General features: G+C 43.6%; 17 protein-coding genes. 4 read left to right on the top strand and 13 right to left on the bottom strand.

The window, feature by feature from the left end; translation table 11 throughout:
• Nucleotides 1-5 precede the first annotated feature (5 nt).
• The 6 genes from V6669_RS04340 to V6669_RS04315 form a co-directional block, all read right to left on the bottom strand.
• A complete protein-coding gene (locus tag V6669_RS04340) occupies nt 6-1,112 on the bottom strand; it encodes an ABC transporter permease (protein WP_338591021.1) in 1,107 nt (368 codons plus the stop codon).
• 1 nt (nt 1,113) lies between these two features.
• Nucleotides 1,114-2,268: an ABC transporter permease gene (locus V6669_RS04335; RefSeq protein ID WP_338591019.1), complete on the bottom strand. Its 1,155-nt coding sequence runs from the start codon at nt 2,266-2,268 to the stop codon at nt 1,114-1,116.
• A 4-nt stretch (nt 2,269-2,272) separates the two neighbouring features.
• On the bottom strand, nt 2,273-3,190 hold the full coding sequence (locus tag V6669_RS04330) for an ABC transporter ATP-binding protein (protein WP_076333361.1): 918 nt from the start codon (nt 3,188-3,190) through the stop codon (nt 2,273-2,275).
• A gap of 252 nt (nt 3,191-3,442) precedes the next feature.
• On the bottom strand, nt 3,443-4,609 hold the full coding sequence (locus V6669_RS04325) for an ABC transporter permease (protein ID WP_338591015.1): 1,167 nt from the start codon (nt 4,607-4,609) through the stop codon (nt 3,443-3,445).
• A gap of 80 nt (nt 4,610-4,689) precedes the next feature.
• Nucleotides 4,690-5,121, bottom strand: a complete 432-nt coding sequence (locus V6669_RS04320) for a MarR family transcriptional regulator (RefSeq protein WP_074093609.1) — start codon at nt 5,119-5,121, stop codon at nt 4,690-4,692.
• 165 nt (nt 5,122-5,286) lie between these two features.
• Nucleotides 5,287-5,454, bottom strand: a complete 168-nt coding sequence (locus V6669_RS04315) for a DUF3934 family protein (RefSeq protein WP_074093608.1) — start codon at nt 5,452-5,454, stop codon at nt 5,287-5,289.
• A 312-nt stretch (nt 5,455-5,766) separates the two neighbouring features.
• Between V6669_RS04315 and V6669_RS04310 the strand changes: the two genes are divergently transcribed.
• From V6669_RS04310 to V6669_RS04300, 3 genes are all read left to right on the top strand, one after another.
• On the top strand, nt 5,767-6,627 hold the full coding sequence (locus V6669_RS04310; RefSeq protein WP_338591009.1) for a PRD domain-containing protein: 861 nt from the start codon (nt 5,767-5,769) through the stop codon (nt 6,625-6,627).
• 184 nt (nt 6,628-6,811) lie between these two features.
• Nucleotides 6,812-8,710, top strand: coding sequence for a beta-glucoside-specific PTS transporter subunit IIABC (locus V6669_RS04305; protein WP_338591007.1), 1,899 nt, complete (start codon nt 6,812-6,814; stop codon nt 8,708-8,710).
• A 42-nt stretch (nt 8,711-8,752) separates the two neighbouring features.
• A complete protein-coding gene (locus tag V6669_RS04300) occupies nt 8,753-10,162 on the top strand; it encodes a glycoside hydrolase family 1 protein (RefSeq protein ID WP_338591005.1) in 1,410 nt (469 codons plus the stop codon).
• A 100-nt stretch (nt 10,163-10,262) separates the two neighbouring features.
• Here V6669_RS04300 and V6669_RS04295 read toward each other — a convergent pair whose 3' ends face one another.
• The 7 genes from V6669_RS04295 to V6669_RS04265 form a co-directional block, all read right to left on the bottom strand.
• Nucleotides 10,263-11,483 carry an MFS transporter gene (locus tag V6669_RS04295; RefSeq protein WP_338591003.1) on the bottom strand — a complete coding sequence of 407 codons (1,221 nt, stop codon included), beginning with the start codon at nt 11,481-11,483 and terminating at the stop codon, nt 10,263-10,265.
• 32 nt (nt 11,484-11,515) lie between these two features.
• Nucleotides 11,516-12,115: a TetR family transcriptional regulator C-terminal domain-containing protein gene (locus tag V6669_RS04290; RefSeq protein WP_338594833.1), complete on the bottom strand. Its 600-nt coding sequence runs from the start codon at nt 12,113-12,115 to the stop codon at nt 11,516-11,518.
• Between the two features lie 120 nt (nt 12,116-12,235).
• Nucleotides 12,236-13,384, bottom strand: a complete 1,149-nt coding sequence (locus tag V6669_RS04285) for a trypsin-like peptidase domain-containing protein (protein WP_338591000.1) — start codon at nt 13,382-13,384, stop codon at nt 12,236-12,238.
• A 14-nt stretch (nt 13,385-13,398) separates the two neighbouring features.
• Entirely contained in the window at nt 13,399-14,526 is a 1,128-nt protein-coding gene (locus V6669_RS04280; RefSeq protein ID WP_338590998.1) for an FxLYD domain-containing protein, read from the bottom strand.
• A gap of 328 nt (nt 14,527-14,854) precedes the next feature.
• Nucleotides 14,855-15,034 carry a hypothetical protein gene (locus V6669_RS04275; protein ID WP_310342688.1) on the bottom strand — a complete coding sequence of 60 codons (180 nt, stop codon included), beginning with the start codon at nt 15,032-15,034 and terminating at the stop codon, nt 14,855-14,857.
• Between the two features lie 36 nt (nt 15,035-15,070).
• On the bottom strand, nt 15,071-15,247 hold the full coding sequence (locus V6669_RS04270) for a hypothetical protein (protein WP_338590993.1): 177 nt from the start codon (nt 15,245-15,247) through the stop codon (nt 15,071-15,073).
• Between the two features lie 164 nt (nt 15,248-15,411).
• Nucleotides 15,412-15,828 carry a VOC family protein gene (locus tag V6669_RS04265; protein WP_338594832.1) on the bottom strand — a complete coding sequence of 139 codons (417 nt, stop codon included), beginning with the start codon at nt 15,826-15,828 and terminating at the stop codon, nt 15,412-15,414.
• A gap of 278 nt (nt 15,829-16,106) precedes the next feature.
• Between V6669_RS04265 and V6669_RS04260 the strand changes: the two genes are divergently transcribed.
• The gene (locus tag V6669_RS04260) at nt 16,107-16,862 is read left to right on the top strand and encodes a class I SAM-dependent methyltransferase (protein ID WP_338590991.1); all 756 of its coding nucleotides are present in this window, start codon (nt 16,107-16,109) and stop codon (nt 16,860-16,862) included.
• Nucleotides 16,863-16,933: the final 71 nt, after the last annotated feature.

Raw genomic sequence — 16,933 nt, 5'->3', positions numbered from 1 at the left:
AGAGCCTAGATATCTTCCGTTCTCACTCTTGTCAGTAGCACAAAAATAATCGCAGCACAGAGGAACAAACTGATAATATGCACTGTAATCATGCTACTATTACCTTTAAATCCACTAAACATCTCATTGTTCAACTCCGTGATCCAATGGGTAGGCAGTACACTTGCAATCTTTTGCATACCTTCAGGCATAATTGAACTTGGCCAGAGTGTCCCCCCCAACATTGCTAGCGGAAGCGATACTACAGTAATAAGCAACCGCCCAGTAGACATCTTGGTTGTACGACTTATAAGCAGTAAACCGATACCTGCTGCAATCATATTTAGTAACCCATACGCTAACACGAGCAATAAAAGTTCTCCGACAGATAAAGAAAGATCAATTTGGAAAACCCCAGTCATAAGAGCAATCATTAGTATAAATTGTCCAACACCGATGACTGCAAATACACTTACGGTCTGCAAGTAGTAGCTCAATTTACTGCTGGCTGCCAGTAATAAACGCTGCGTCGTGGTATGCACCTTATCACCAAGAAATAACAATGTATTGGTCATTGTAAGGAACATAATGATAAATACAATCATGTTGAATGAACTCGTTAACACCACTGCATTAGGGTTTCCAAGAATCTTCTGTTCCACTTGGATTGGAGCGCTGGTCGCTGCAGTTTCTTTCATACCTGCGGTTAGTGATTCTTCACTGGTGGCATTTTTGGCCAGTGTTTTTAGAACAGAGAATACGCTATTAAGTTTAATCTCCAACGAGTTGGAATTGAAATTTTGTTCATTCACGTAACTGTTTACCTTTAGCAGATCCGGATCATTAAATATGTCCTGAATACTTGAAGTAAATACGATCCCCAGATTGGTACTATGATGAATAGCATCATCTGCTGATACTGCTTGAGTAATGGTGACATCCTGCTTCTTCAGCATAGCAGTGACATAAGAATTCACAGCTGAATCTTCTACATACATCGTAAGTGTGACCTTGGTTGCTTCCTCATATTGCGCTACTACGGAATACGTAAATACAACTGGCAACAACAAGATTAAGATAAAGGTAAGCTTTCGCTTGAAAATCCGTCTTAAATAAAGTTCGAATACCCGCATCTTATCGTGCCTCCTTTCTTGTGAGCGAGTATACTGCAATTAGAACAAAACCCATTGCAGCAATAAGGGCAGTAAACACAGGCATCAAATCAATTACGCCTTGCCCAATATAATCAAACATTGGACGTTGAAACACTTCATTGATGCTTATGGAACTGAGTTCTCCCATATCCAGTTTAACGAATCCACCACCGACAAATGTCATAACCGGAATCAACAATGTCACTACACCATCCACTTGCTTGATTCGGCGCCCAATAACCCCCAAGAGCAAACCTAGAGCGTTAAAGAAAATCGAACCTGCGATAATGATGAAAAATACAAACATCATGTTGTCTCCATAGCTGACGTTGAAGAACAGCTTTGCACAAAATACAATGACTGCGCCTTGCATAATAGATATCGTACAACCCGTTAAAAACTGTCCCATAATTAGTGCTGTTTTTGAAATGGGACTAACAAGGTAACGATCCCCTAGTGCCTCACTGTACTCTTCTTGCACAAAGTTCATAGTATTAGCCAAACCATACACAAGAATTAGTACTAGCATAGTCACTCCATAGTAGCTCATCGCAGAAATATTGGAACCACTCTCAGTGGAAGCCTCTGTTGTAGTTCCCGGTGCAGCCAACATGTTACTATACTCATGTGAATATACAATATTCGGATTGTTGGCACTTGCAATCTCCATTGCCAGGTATCCATCACCATAAGCTGATAGGGCCAGATCTGTAATATTAACTTTCTCAATATTATTATCCTTACCATATACCATGATGTTCCCGTTCTTCTTATCCTTATATTCACTTGTTAGATCTTTAGGCAAATAAATATACTGTTCTACCTCACCAGACTCCAGCATTTTAAGCGCTTGTGTGCTACTGGACTCCACCTTGATATCAAACATCTCTTTATTGTCTTTACTACTAAGGAATGAAACAATATTTTTCCCTACATCCCCACTATCTTCATTGACCACAACTGTTGAAATCTGAGATACAATGGTAGACTTCGTTTCCTTATCCCCTGTCTGGAACACACCGGACAGTGCATTACCCAGGATAAGAATCAAAAGAAGCGGCAACAGGATGTAATTGACAAATACGACAGGACTCTGAAGCTTACGCTTCATACTCGTTGCAAATATTGTCCACATAGATCTAATCCCTCAAATTCTTTCTGGTTAATTTGAAGAACACTTGTTCCAAATTAGGAGTGATATATTGAAAGCTTTTCACATCTTCGCCAAAAGATTCTTTAATCTGACTTATCGCATTCACGTCATTTTTAGGGACTCCTAACTCGACATTGTTCCCTTCTGCCAGTAATACAACATAATCCTCAAGCTGCTTGGTATAAGCTGTACTTTTACGTTGCAGTTCCAGACGGATAATGGCCTGGTCTGTATGTTCCTGAATAACATCATTGAGCTTACCTTGGCAGAGCAATTGTCCATCATCGATAATTCCGACATGAGAGCAAATTCGTTCAACTTCCTCCATATAGTGAGAAATATAGATAACGGTTGTTCCAAGTTGATTCAACTCTATAATGGCATCCAAAATTCGATTACGGGATTGCGGATCAACACCCACCGTTGGCTCATCCAGTATAATGACATCCGGGTTGTGGACAATACCACAAGCAATATTGAGTCTTCTTTTCATACCACCCGAGAATTTTTTAGGTTTTTGTTTGCGTTCTTCCCACAATCCAACAAACTCAAGGGCGAAACGAACCTGTTTCTTCAGACGCTCCCCCTTCAATCCGTACAGTTTACCGAAAAACAATACATTCTCATAAGCAGATAGATCATAAATCAAGGCCAAATCCTGTGGAACATATCCTACTCGTTTGTTTGTGCTTGCATTGAGATGTTCATTAAACCACTGAATTTTTCCATTTTGAGGTTTATCCAGCCCTAGCATAACTCTGGTTAGAGTAGATTTCCCTGCCCCATTGGGACCAAGTAATCCGTAAATCTGACGATCCCCAACCGATAAGGACAATTGTTTTAATACTGGTTTCTTTTTGTTATAACTGAATTGAATATTCTCTCCAGTAAATACCGTTTGCATATAAGTTTACCTCCTAGATTTGTTGTGCCTTTTATGTAAACTTAGTTTAGCACTCAATCTCATCACTTAAACTTTCATATCATAACAGGTACGTATGAAGTAATAACTGTACTTTCTGAAACAGATATTGGCTTCGTAACCGTTAAAAAGTACCTTTGCTGATTAGCTTCATTAACTAAAACAACGGTCCTATAGATACGATATATCGTATCTATAGGACCGTTGTTACACCTCAGACTCTCTCTTCTCTTATTATGTTGATGTCGTAACGGTTGCGGTAATGGGTCGAGCTAACTTATTCTTTTGCATGCCAACTCGCAGCAACGTAATTCCCCATGTAATAATGGAGATCAACAGAAGATGAACCATGTATCCACCTACTGCCTCTCCACTATAGATCAAACGCATAAATCCCTGTACCCCATTTGAAGCGGGCAGAAAGTTACCGATATAACGGTAGAATGGCGCCAGCATCTCGGCTGGAATGATATTTCCTGCTGTCATCAACTGGAGTGGAACCATCGCAACATTAAATAGAGGGCCTGCATTGCCAAACAGGGCAAAACTCATCTGTGTAAAACAGATACACGCCAGACTCACCAGCACATGATACAGATACAACGCGCCGAAGGAGCTCGCCACATCCGTGAACAGAAGAGCAACTGTATCCACTATTAGAGGAACGATCACTGCTATACACAATAACAGCACTTGCCGTCCCCAGAAGATTTCCCATTTGGAATGGGTACGCTTCATCATATTCGACGTAATATTAAACTGAATGTTCATAGTCATCGCAGCAATGTAGGTGATAAAACCCAGAATCATGGGAAGCATCGATGTAGCAAAATCACTCACACTGTTCGTTTTATTAATTTCAGCCTTTACAGGCCCTTCATTCATCTTTGCCATCGCTTGTCCAATAGCTGCACTCAACTCATCGTTGTTGATACTATCCTGGTTAAGGGTGACTTGAACCTTGGACTCCAAAATCCCTTGTCCCATTTGTGCAGTCATTCCAGTCGCCGCGTGTTCCACAATGGATTTGGCTACATCAGCATTTCCCTGATTAATATAGAAGGACAAACTCGTCTCTGTACCGCCTTCAATCCGGTCAGTGAATCCTTCCGGAATAACAATAACCATCGCATAGTTACCTGCATTCATCTGTTTCTCGGCTTCCTGGGCAGAATCCAGTACATTGACATGGAAAGGCGCGAGCGTTTCAATCTGCTTCTGCACCTCTGTTCCCTGTGTCCCGTCTTCGTTCACCAGCGCTACTTGAAGTTGATCCACTCTCTCCGTGGCTTGATGATAACCCGTCATCCAGATCACAACAAATAACAGTGGAACAATCAATGCAAAAACCAACCCTATTTTTGTCTGTGGCACTTTAAGAAAATCTTTGAAGCTTTTCATTCGTTCACGACTCCCATTAGTTAAAATTAAAATAATTGCACTACATATATATGCACATGCACATATTAGACCAAAAAAATTTATTTCATCTTTTCGTAGATCCGATTCATCACATTCATAAATGCTTCAAGCTCTTCAGGGGAACAATCGGCGAGTGCCTCTTGCTCTTGCTTTTTTGACTTAGGTGTCAGAACGTTATTCATTTCCAGTCCTTCCGCCGTTAAACAAAGCAAAACCGCTCTGCGGTCCTGTGGATCTTCTTCTCTTGTCACCAGACCTTTGCGAATCAACTTGTCTATGATTTTGCCTACAGTTGTCTGGTCCCGCACTGTTAATTCAGCCAGTTTTTTCTGTGATATATGGCTTCCAGCCTTGCTCAATTCATTCAGAACTGCAAATTGTTCCGGCGTAATATCCTGTTCACTCAGATTTCTGGTTGTTGTTTTTTTGTATGCCAGATACGTCCGTGACAGAATCAGTCCAAGTGGATTTTCATCCATATTAACAGGCATGCTGATGCTCCTTTCTCTATATAGTAGCACTACCATCTAATTTGCGTAAGCTCTATATTATTACCATATCTACAATACTGTCAATTTAATTTTTTATCTTTTCAAGCAAAAAGAGACCCACCCGTTAGTCAGGCAGCTCTCTCCTCTGGCATCGTCAAGCCATACTTACTCGGGCTTGCCACTTGAAGTTTCGGTATCGTCCTTCTTCTTTGTGCCTTTACTTTTATAAGGCTTCGGGGCACTTTTCGCCCGGTTAGCAGCGGCTTGCCAACGGTTCCAGCCTTTTTTACCCGTACCACGGCCGGTGCCGCCTTTTCCTTTTGCATTGCTCATGTTATCACTCCAATAATCCTGTATATGCTTAAAAATGACCGTCCTCGGTAACTTATCATGCAACCCAGCCCATCTAATTCACTTCCAGCATTTCTTATTATACCAAAAATCCACGTCTTTACGTCCATTTCCATAAATCATTGTATTGTTATTCTGTTATGAAAGCGGTATAGTGGACATAATTGAAAGAGGAAGCTGCGTCTTCTTCGGGATTGTTACTGGTAAGCAGGCGATACCCAAACCAAGGCTGTCTATTAAGCCTTAGTTTGGGTTTTTTGTTATTATTACGACCAATTGAGGTGAAACACATATATGATCATCCGTCAGATTTTTAACAACAATGTCATCCGGGCTGAGAACCAGGTTGGTCACGAATTTGTTGTCATTGGCAACGGTCTTGGCTTCAAAAAGAAAAATGGACAGCCCGTGGATGAGGATAAAATCGAAAAAACCTTTGTGCTGAAATCGGATAAAATACCGCAAAAACTCATTGATCTGATTGGGGAAACGTCGGTTGAATATTTGAAGTTAGCGGACGAAATTGTAGGCCATGCCAAACAGGAAATGGGCGATATTTTTAGTGATAATATCTATATTTCATTGATCGATCATATTCAGTTTGCCATTACCCGGTACCGTAAATCCGTCGGGCTGAAAAATTCCCTTTTGTGGCAGATCAAGAAGTTTTACAAAAAGGAATTTGGGATTGGCATGAACGCTGTGGAACTGATCCAGAAACAATTTGGCATTCAAATGGATGAACATGAGGCAAGTTTTATTGCCATGCATTTTGTAAACGCACGCCAAGATGCTCAAGGCATGAAACAAACCGTTGAAATCACTGAAGTAATTGATGATATCTTCAACATTGTGACCAACCATTACCACATTGCCCTGGATGAAAATTCATTTAATTATTCCCGGTTTATTACCCATCTGCAATACTTTGTGCAGAGAATGTTGAGTAATGAACAGGAGCAATTTGCTTCAGGAGATAACTTTCTGTATGAGCAGGTGAAGGACAAATATAGCAAGGCTTTTGAGTGCACACAACGGATCAATCAGTACCTTGAAGATAAGTTTGAAAGTGCCATGTCCATTGATGAAAAGGTATATTTGACGATCCATATTCAACGTGTCACTTCCCGTAACGATTTGCTTGACGTGGAATAAAAAAAGCTTGCAAACGATTTCGGCGTCAGATATAGTAGGTCTCACAACTTAACGACAAGGATTGTTACTGCTCAAGCAGGCGATACCTAAATGATTGGCAACAGGTCATCTTTCCGATGATCATAGCCATTCGTTTAGGTATTTTTTTGTTTTCAGGCAATCTTAACAACAAAGGAGAATGAACATGGATCATAAAAAAATGGGGGATGACATCGTTCGTCTCGTCGGCGGAGAAGCCAATATCAATGGTCTTGTCCACTGTGCGACCCGGCTGAGATTTGACCTGAAAGATTCGAAAAAGGCTGAACGTGAAACGCTTGAGAAACACGATGGCATTATTACCGTTGTAGAAAGCGGAGGCCAGTTCCAGGTTGTCATCGGTAGTAACGTGGCTCATGTATATGCGGAGATTATGAAAAACCGGGATTTCGGAGGAGACTCCTCCTCATCGGGTGAGTCCACAGGGGAAAAAACCTCGCTATTATCCAAAGTTTTTGAAATAATATCCGGAAGTTTCTCACCGTTAATCCCGGCTATGGCAGGATCAGGTATGCTAAAAGCTTTGCTGACTGTCTTGACCATGCTCGGATGGATGTCGGATACAAGTGACACATACCTGATTCTATCTGCTGCCGGCAACGCTGTATTTTATTTCTTGCCCATTTTCCTCGGCATCACACTGGGTATGAAGCTGAAAGCTAATCCTTATGTAGCTGGCGTAATTGGTGCCGCTCTGATGGAACCGAGCTTCACCGGGCTGATGGATAAGGGCTCAGATGTATCGTTCCTGGGTATACCGGTTGTGATGATGAATTATTCAGCCAGCGTATTCCCAATCTTCATATCGATTAGTATCTACGCTGTTCTCGATAAGTTACTCAAGAAAATCATTTTGAAAGACCTGCAATTGTTCCTTGTACCGATGATTGCTCTGATGATTATGGTTCCGCTGTCCGCAATGGCCTTTGGACCATTCGGCACTACGGTAGGTGACTGGATCTCCTCCGGCGTAACTTGGCTCATTGGCGTCAGCGGTATATTATCAGGGGTTGTACTGGGTGGATTCATGACCTTCATGGTTGTGTTCGGACTCCACTGGGGCTTCACTCCAATCACGATACAGAATATCGGGGTTGGCGGCGATCCAATTGAAGCCATGGCTGCTGCAGCTGTATTTGCACAAATCGGTGTAGCCTTCGGTATTTTCCTGAAAGCGAAAAAAAACAAAACCCTGCGCACTCTTGCTGGCTCGACCAGCCTTACAGGTTTACTTGCAGGAGTCACTGAACCAATCGTATACGGTCTGATCCTGCGTTATAAACGTGTGATTCCTATCGTGGTTATCGCAGGTGCGATCGGCGGTGCCATCAATGGTCACTTTGGTGTTAAAATGACTGCTTATGTGTTCCACAATATATTTGCCATTCCTGTCTATACACCAACGGTTGTCTACGTAATTGCAATTGCCTGCTCCTTTGCGGTAGCCGCGGTATTAACGGTGATGTTTGGTTATGAAAGCAAAACGAAAGACACAGTTTCCGAGAAAAATGAATCTGTCTCCAGCACATCTGCTGAAAGTACGCCGGTAGAGCTTCCTGTCGTACCTGAGACCAAAACAACAGAAATCAAGAAAGAACAAATTTATAGCCCACTTACAGGTAAAGCCGTAGCACTGAGTACCATTAATGACCCGGCTTTTTCGACTGGTGCTATGGGCAAAGGTTTGGCGATTGTCCCTGAGATTGGTGAAGTTGTCGCTCCGGTAGACGGTGTTGTCACTTCCCTCTTCCCAACTGGACATGCCATTGGACTAACCACCAACGCAGGAACGGAAATCCTGATTCATATTGGCATCAACACAGTAGCACTGAAAGGAAAACACTTCTCTCCTGTCGTTCAGGAAGGGGATATCGTCAGACAGGGCGATCTGTTGATCCAGTTTGACATCGATAAGATCAAGGAAGCCGGATACGAAACCGTAACACCTGTCATTGTGACCCTAACGCAGCAAGAAGTAGATGTGTTCGAAACGACTCAGGAACAGGTACAGAAAAATGATGTCCTGCTGACTCTCGTTGTCTGACCCAACTTATATATTATGAATTCAACTTAGGAGGAACTAACCATGAAACATACTCAACTGAAACCATTTCCTAAAGATTTCTTCTGGGGAGGTTCAACCTCTGCCTATCAGATCGAGGGAGCCTGGAATGAAGATGGCAAAGGCCCTTCTGTCATCGACATGGGCAATCATGTGGAAGGCGTAACCGACTTCAAGGTAACCAGTGATCACTATCATATGTACAAAGAAGATGTGGCGTTGCTCGCCGAAATGGGCTTTAAAGCCTACCGCTTCTCCATCGCATGGACACGCATCTATCCGCAAGGAGCGGGTGAAGTGAATCCGAAGGGGCTCGCCTTTTACGATTCTCTCATTAATGAGTTAATTAAATACGGTATTGAACCCATTGTGACGATGTATCACTTCGATCTTCCTTATGCACTTGAAGAAAAAGGTGGCTGGTCCAACCGTGCAACGATTGATGCTTTTGAACAATATGCCAAGACCCTGTATGAGAACTACGGAGATCGGGTCAAATATTGGTTGACCATTAACGAACAAAATATGCTGATCCTGCATCCTGGCTCTCTGGGGACACTGGATACAACACTTGTTGATCCGCAAAAAACACTGTATCAGCAAAATCACCACATGCTGGTTGCTCAAGCTAAAGCCATGGTGCTATGTCATGAAATGCTGCCTGAAGCCAAAATTGGCCCAGCTCCTAATATCGGTGTAATTTACCCGGCGAGCTCCAAACCAGAAGACACACTCGCGGCTGATAACTATGCTGCCATTCGTAACTGGCTCTATCTCGATATGGCCGTATATGGACGTTATAATCATATTGCCTGGAGTTATCTCGAAGAGAAAGGATATACGCCTGTCATTGAAGACGGAGATATGGATATCCTGGCGCAAGGAAACCCTGACTTTATTGCGTTTAACTACTATACTTCTCAAACGGTTGGTGAAAGTCTGAACGATGGTAATGACTTCTCCCATACAGGAGATCAGCATGAAATCGTAGGTGAACCGGGCGCATATAGAGGATCTGTGAATCCCAATCTGCAAAAAACGGAGTTTGGCTGGGAAATTGATCCGGTCGGCTTCCGCTCTACCCTTCGCCAGATCTACTCCCGTTACCACCTGCCATTGATTGTTACGGAAAATGGTCTGGGTGCCTTTGATAAACTGGAGGAAGGCGACGTGGTTAACGATCCGTATCGTATTGAGTTCTTCAAGAAACATATCGATCAGATTCAACTGGCGATCACGGACGGCGTGGATGTATTTGGCTTCTGCCCTTGGTCTGCGATCGATCTGGTTAGCACACATCAAGGATCAAGCAAACGTTATGGATTCATCTATGTGGATCGTGAGGAATTCGATATCAAGGAATTGAGACGTATCCGCAAACAGAGTTTCCACTGGTATCAAAAACTGATTGAAACGAATGGAGAAATTCGTTAATACCGAACTATTAAAAAAGTCGACTGCACATGAAACATGTGTAGTCGACTTTTTTGGTGTTGATGCATTGATATGCAAGCTTTCTTTTCCAATTATAGAATTACATTTCAGCCTTCGGTTGCTTTACCGCTTTGGTCCCTCTGAGTACCCGCAGGGATAACAGGAAACAGATCGCCAGAACGGCAGCTGCTGAAACATAAGGATAGTTAATATTCACATCGAACAGTGCTCCAGCTACGATTGGACCTGCAATATTCCCCAAACTGGTATACGCCGAGTTCAGTCCCGCCACAAAGCCTTGTTGTTCTTGTGCCAGTTTGGACATCTGTGTACTGATCGCCGGACGTAAAATATCCATACCCAGAAAGACGATAAACGTTACGACAAGAATCATCCAGTACGTACTTACAAACAAGGTCAACAGTACAAATACGGCTACAAATAACAGACAGACCGATATAACCATTTTTTCACCAAATCGATTGAGCAACCAACCGATCAGAGATACTTGCACAACCGCACCCGCGATGGAGCCAAATGTAATGATAAATGCAATGTCTTTGGTCGTGAAGCCAAACTTGTGATCCACAAACAGTGAAAATACCGTCTCGTAGTTTGCCAGACCAAATGCCATAACAAATACAATAATCAAGCTGAAAAAGTACGGTTCACGGTACGAATTCAGCAATTGGGATACCATGCCCGGAGCTTTGACCTTCGCTGCACCAGCCACAGGTTTACTTTGTTCTCCTGTGCTTCGCGTAGATTCAGGCAAGATAATCAATGTAATGATGGATGCCAGCAACCCGGCAACCCCAGCGGCGTAGAACGGAATTCGAATGCCAAAGTCCGCGATGTACCCACCAATTCCCGGACCGATGATAAATCCGGTTGTAATCGCTGCATTAATCAATCCCATACCTTTGCCGCGTTCTTCCTCTGTTGTAATATCTGCGGTGTAAGCCATAACCGCCGGGAAGATCATCGCCGCACCAATACCACCTAACATCCGGGCTGCGAAGAGCAAGACTGGTGCATTGACCGCACCAAACATAAACTCCGATACGGCAAAGATCAGCATGCCGCCAACGATAATTTTCTTACGTCCCCACGTATCCGACCATCTACCCGCAAGCGGGGAGAACAGGAACTGTGTGAAGGAAAATGCCGCTACCAGCAATCCAACCGTGAATCCGGTGATATGCAGTAGATCCATATACGCAGGCATGATCGGCACAACCAGACCAATACCCGTAAAAACAAGAAAAATATTAAACATTAACAGCAGCAGTGCGCCCCTGTTCCGTGTAAGTAATGCCATGATTCCATCCTCCGTAGTTGTCAAAATGTTGCTTAATCTTTATCTTTTGCAATCCCATGTAAGAATACACTGGCGGCCTGGCGGTATAACGCAAGAGCCTGATCTGGCTCCATGCCCCGTGACATCTGACTAAGACCAATAATGGTACTTTCCAATATGAGCGCGAGATTATCTACATTGTCTGCTTTGAACTCACCGCTCTCAATGCCTTGCTCTATCATTTGTTTATTAAATTGAATATGCCGCTCAAACATTAAGGAGATCCGCTCCTCAATATCATTTTCTTTCTTTTCCCCTGTGAAGAACTCATCAGCTGCCTTCGTCAGCGGGTGATTCATATCATCCAGAACTAATTGTTCCGCCAAACCATAAACCTTTTCCGTGGAGGTGCGATAGAGATGTTCTTTGGCCGCCCAGCTCTCTTCCCACTCCCGGTCCCACTCATCGATTAGATAGAGGAACAGACCTTCCTTACTTTTAAAATGGTAATATATATTGCCTTTACTGCTGCCCGTCGCAGCTACAATATCCTCAATGGACGTTGCTTTATAACCTTTTTGTACAAAAAGGGCTTTGGAAGCATCCGCAAGTTTTTTCTTGGTCTGCTCGGTTTGAAGTTGCTTTTTATTCATATTCATTCCATTTCACTCCGTCCCATACATACTGAACATTCGTTCTGTATTTTAACAGATACATCGAATATAAGCAATCAAAAAGGAGAGTTGGCACATAGGCCAACTCTCCCTCCACAATCATTTCACTTTTTTACCTTTACCATGCAATATTTTCAGTTGACCATTCTCATAACCCAATTGATACTCGACCCGATATTGCGATAGTATATATTCCCCATCCTTGCGTTCATTTGCTGTAATCATTGCCTTCACTTCCATCTCGTCATCGCCTTTATTGACTGAGGACACCTCACTGATGGTCACTTCACTTGTATTCAGATATCCTTCTCTGAACTTGGCATATGTTGTAGCACTCTGCCACTCGCTTCCGAGCAGTGCATAAGCGGTGACATAATCACTCAGATTAAGGCTTGTATAAAAGTCCGTTACAATTCCTTCTGCTTGCAATGTCTTAGTGGCTGAACCCAAGTTAGTATCTCCAGCCGTCCGTACCGACGTTGTGCCAGAAGGATTTTTGGACCACGCCTGCACCTGCTTGAGCACACTAGTCATAGGGATACTGAATCCTATTCCCCCTTCCTGTTCCACGACCGCCGAATTAATGCCGATCACTTCACCAGTCTCCGCACTAATGAGTGGTCCACCACTGTTGCCATGTGTTATTGGTGCAGAAATCTGATAGAGGTTACTATAGATGTAAGGCGCTATTTCAAAGCTACGCCCCAATCCACTGATGATTCCGGTTGTTACGGTGTTCTCTAGCCCAAGTGGACTACCCAATGCCAGAATCTCGTCTCCGGTCTCAGCTTTGGATTTGGCGATGATTAACGGCTTAATTTTTTTCAAATCAGGAACCCTGACTACAGCTACGTCTGTTTCATCCCCAATACCAATAACCGTCCCCTTGTATTCCTCATGGTTCAAGGTCCGAATAGTTACTTCATTCGCCCCCTCCACCACATGCGCATTGGTCACGACATCTCCCTGATCATTGTAGATAAAACCGGAGCCCAATCCGCTGCTACTCTCGATCGTTACCACTTTCTTCTGGCTTTCTTCTATAATCTGTTTGCGTGTTTTCTTCACAGGTTGCTTGGAGGCAGTCGTCGCTGCCGCATTTTCCGTTTCCTTAGCGGCAACAACTGCCAGTCTGGGCCCATCCTGCAACTGATCTGCTGAATGCTGGTGTATCCAGAACACGCCTCCTGCTCCAGCACCAATGATAATAGCACTGGATATGATCGTACTCCATGTTCGTTTGGCCATTCCAACCTGTCCCCCTATTCGAGATACCACGTTGCATTCACAACAGAGATTTCCGCTTCCTCGTACACACCATAATAATAGGTTTCAAAGAAACCTTCTTCACCTACATCCAGCCAGCTTGGATACACATCTGCATAAGTTTGGCCCAGGTATACACCGTCTATATCATAAATATCAATCAAAACTGTAACGGAAGAGATCGGACGAGTTGCATTATTGATCAATGAACCGCTAATATAAAGATCCCCGTACATATCAAGCGTCGCATCAACGTTCACGACACTTACTGCCGCCGTTCGATTCATCAGATCTTCTTCTGCAGCCTGTTGCTCCGCCAATTGAATGCGATCCGCTTCCGCTTTTTCAAATGCCTTTTTTTCACTGAGCACCCGTTCACGATACGAAGTCAGTTTTTCATTTTCCGGAGCATAGGACAATCCCTGGTCGACCGTTTGTAAAGCAGTTGTGAAATTCTTTTGCTTTACTTGCTGTTCCGCCTCTTTATAACTTATGCTTGCGAGCTTGTCGACAATTTGCTTCTCTACCGTCTCAGCTTCCTTGCCTTTCAAGTTTGATACGGTATCCAGCTTCTCAGCTAGTGCCTCAATTGTTGTCAAACTGTCGATTTCCTTTTTCACCTTCAATACGGCCAGCGTTACCTTTCTGTTGTTGAATGCGGCACGCACTTTGGCAAAAACAGGTTCTTCCCGCTCCATCAACGCTTTGGCTACAGCTTGAATGGTCTTGTCTCCTGCGGACAGCTTTCCTGTCTTCAGACTTATGGATGCCTCATCCAACTGATTCATCAGATTGAACGCTTTCGCCGTAATTTGCCGATCCTGTATAAGTGCATCATAGTTCGGTCGTTTCGTTAGAGCGCTGTCCAGCAGCTGAAGAGCCTCTTTATATTTCCCCTCTAGTGCAGCTTGTTCCGCCTGTTGATGCAGAGTTTTCACCTCCGCATTAATACTCATCTCCTGCTTGTAGTAGAACGTTAGTAAAGCCCCCATCACGGCTGCAAGTAGCAGTGGAATGATCCAACTAAATGCGCGGCCCTGACTGGTCTTGCTCTGTCTGGGTGCAGGCTGTTGCTGCCGGGATAATAATTCGGCTGTTTCTTCTGTTCTTTTTTCCAAACCCACGGCTGTTTCCGCCCAGATCTGTTCCTCTGTGGAGCTTGCATCTTTCAGTTTTGTGTTACACTTTCTGCACGTACTATCCCCAGGACTACTTTTGGTCCCACATATGTGACAATACATCCTAATCCCTCCATCAAAAAGAAACGTATGTATACTTACCTTCTAACTTTTTAGTACATCAGCTTTAGGCATCTTTCGATACTTAGTGTCAACAGGAATCGACACTTATCATATAGCAAAAAGGTAAAATACACCATATGTAATCCGGATAAATTCTGTGGTGTTTCCATAAACGAAAAAGGAGATACCGACACGCGGTATCTCCTCCTGTTCAGCCCTGCTGTCCTGCGCGCACCCGGATGTTGCCCAGTTCGTTGGCATTGATCGCGAATGCATTACCGCCCTGTCCAACCGAAGCTTTGGCAGACTGTCGTGCCTGGAATTTCAAACGGCTTTTGTCCACGTCCACCCGGTTAACCTGTTTTGCTTTCTTTTTGCGTGTACTCATCATTCATCCCCCTCCACACTTCTCTTCTCTGCTGCCAGACTAACGTCTGCGAGAAGAACGGCGACCTTTCTGTTTCAGAATCTGCACGTTAACTGCATTACTTGCAAGTACGTTACCTGAGTCAGCATAACCCTTCGCCGTTTGGTGAATCTGGATTACGATATATTGCTTTTTTCCAACACGATAGCGATAACTTTTCACGTTTGAACGAGTCATGGTCATCTCCCTGTGATCGTTTTTAACAAGCTCGGGTTATCCTATTCATGTCCATGTACATGGGGATGTGTGAATGCATACTTCCGATAATAAATGGATGAAGAAAAGATGCAAAAAAACCTTCCTATTATACTATTAGGAAGGTTCTACTTATTTTCATTTTGTCACGCCGAAGGAAAAGCGCTTAGATCCATATAGGAGACTTCCCACAGATGATCATCCAGATCCTGAAAACTCCATCCATACATGAATCCATGATCTTGTGGTTCGTTGGATGGCTTCCCTCCTGCATCGAGGGCAGCTTGTACAATCACATCTACCTGCTCACGGCTATCTACAGCCAGGGCAACGATGACTTCGGTTGTATCGGCAGCATTGGAGATTTTTTTCGAGATGAAGGATTGGAAGCGTTCCTCCACCAAAAGCATGACATAAATATTTTCCCCAATGATCATACAAGTAGCAGACTCGTCCGTAAAATTGGCGTCAAACTCAAACCCCACCTTGGTAAAAAACTCAACCGATTTCTTCAAATCTTGAACAGGTAAATTGACAAAAATCTGCTTAGCACGAATAGCCACCATCGATCACCTCGAACTCATAGAATAGATTTCACCTCAAAATAACACCTCGCGTATACGCTGTCAATTGAATATAATGGAGACATTCCAACTTGTGAGGTGACCCGGCTGTTGCTCCGTATTGTTCGAAGTAATTAGTCGTCGGGCTGGGTCAAAACGCGTACCAGCTATCAAGGGATACGTCTGCCCATTTGATCCTATTCGACCATTTACACTAGAACGATTTGGCACAACTCTCTTGTCCTGTTCAAACAAACTCACATTGGAGGAATATGAAAATGAAAAACAAAATAGATTACGCTGACTTTTATGAACGAGTAGGCCGGACGAATGGCTGGAACTTCAGCTCCATGAACGTTGTCTCGGAGAAAATCGGATGGAACTTCTATAAGGAAGTTGTTCGCCATACACGACCGTCCGATCTGTTGCTAGATATCGGAACAGGTGGCGGAGAAGCTATTCTGTCCATTGCGGAAGAAGCCTTATTACTGGTGGGAATTGATCTCGCTCAAGGAATGATTGAGACCGCACAGCATAATCTTCAGGCTACGGGCGGTCATTCCAATGTACGCTTTCTTCATATGGACGCAGAAAAACTGGCTTTTCCAGATTGCTTCTTTAATGTGGTATCTTCCAGACACTCCGGATTCTCTGCTTCAGAAGTATTCAGGGTTCTTGCTGATGGCGGGATATTTCTAACCCAGCAGGTCAGCGAACACGATAAATCCAACATCTCAGAATCTATTGGCCGTGGACAGAGCCTTGGCATTCAACCTGGTACATTGATGGAACGGTACAGACATGAACTTCAAAAAGCAGGTTTCCATGACATTCAGGCCCGTGAATATAATGTGGTGGAGCATTACGCTACACCCGAAGATTTGATGTTTCTCCTAACCCATGCACCCATCATTCCTGATTTCGGAAAGGTAGACACTGACTTCGAGCGATTCCAGCAGTTTGTGAAAGAACATCACGACGAGAAGGGCATTCGTACCAACTCTGCACGCTTCATGATCACTGCAAGGAAATAAATGATAAAATGAAACCAAAAAAGGCCCGGTCACATGTGAGAACCATAACATGGTGACCGGGCCATTTATTA

It is taken from the genome of Paenibacillus sp. Y5S-9 (assembly GCF_036894235.1).
Taxonomy (GTDB): domain Bacteria; phylum Bacillota; class Bacilli; order Paenibacillales; family Paenibacillaceae; genus Paenibacillus.
Note: the sequence above shows the minus strand (reverse complement) of the source record. Positions and strands in the feature narration are given on the sequence as shown.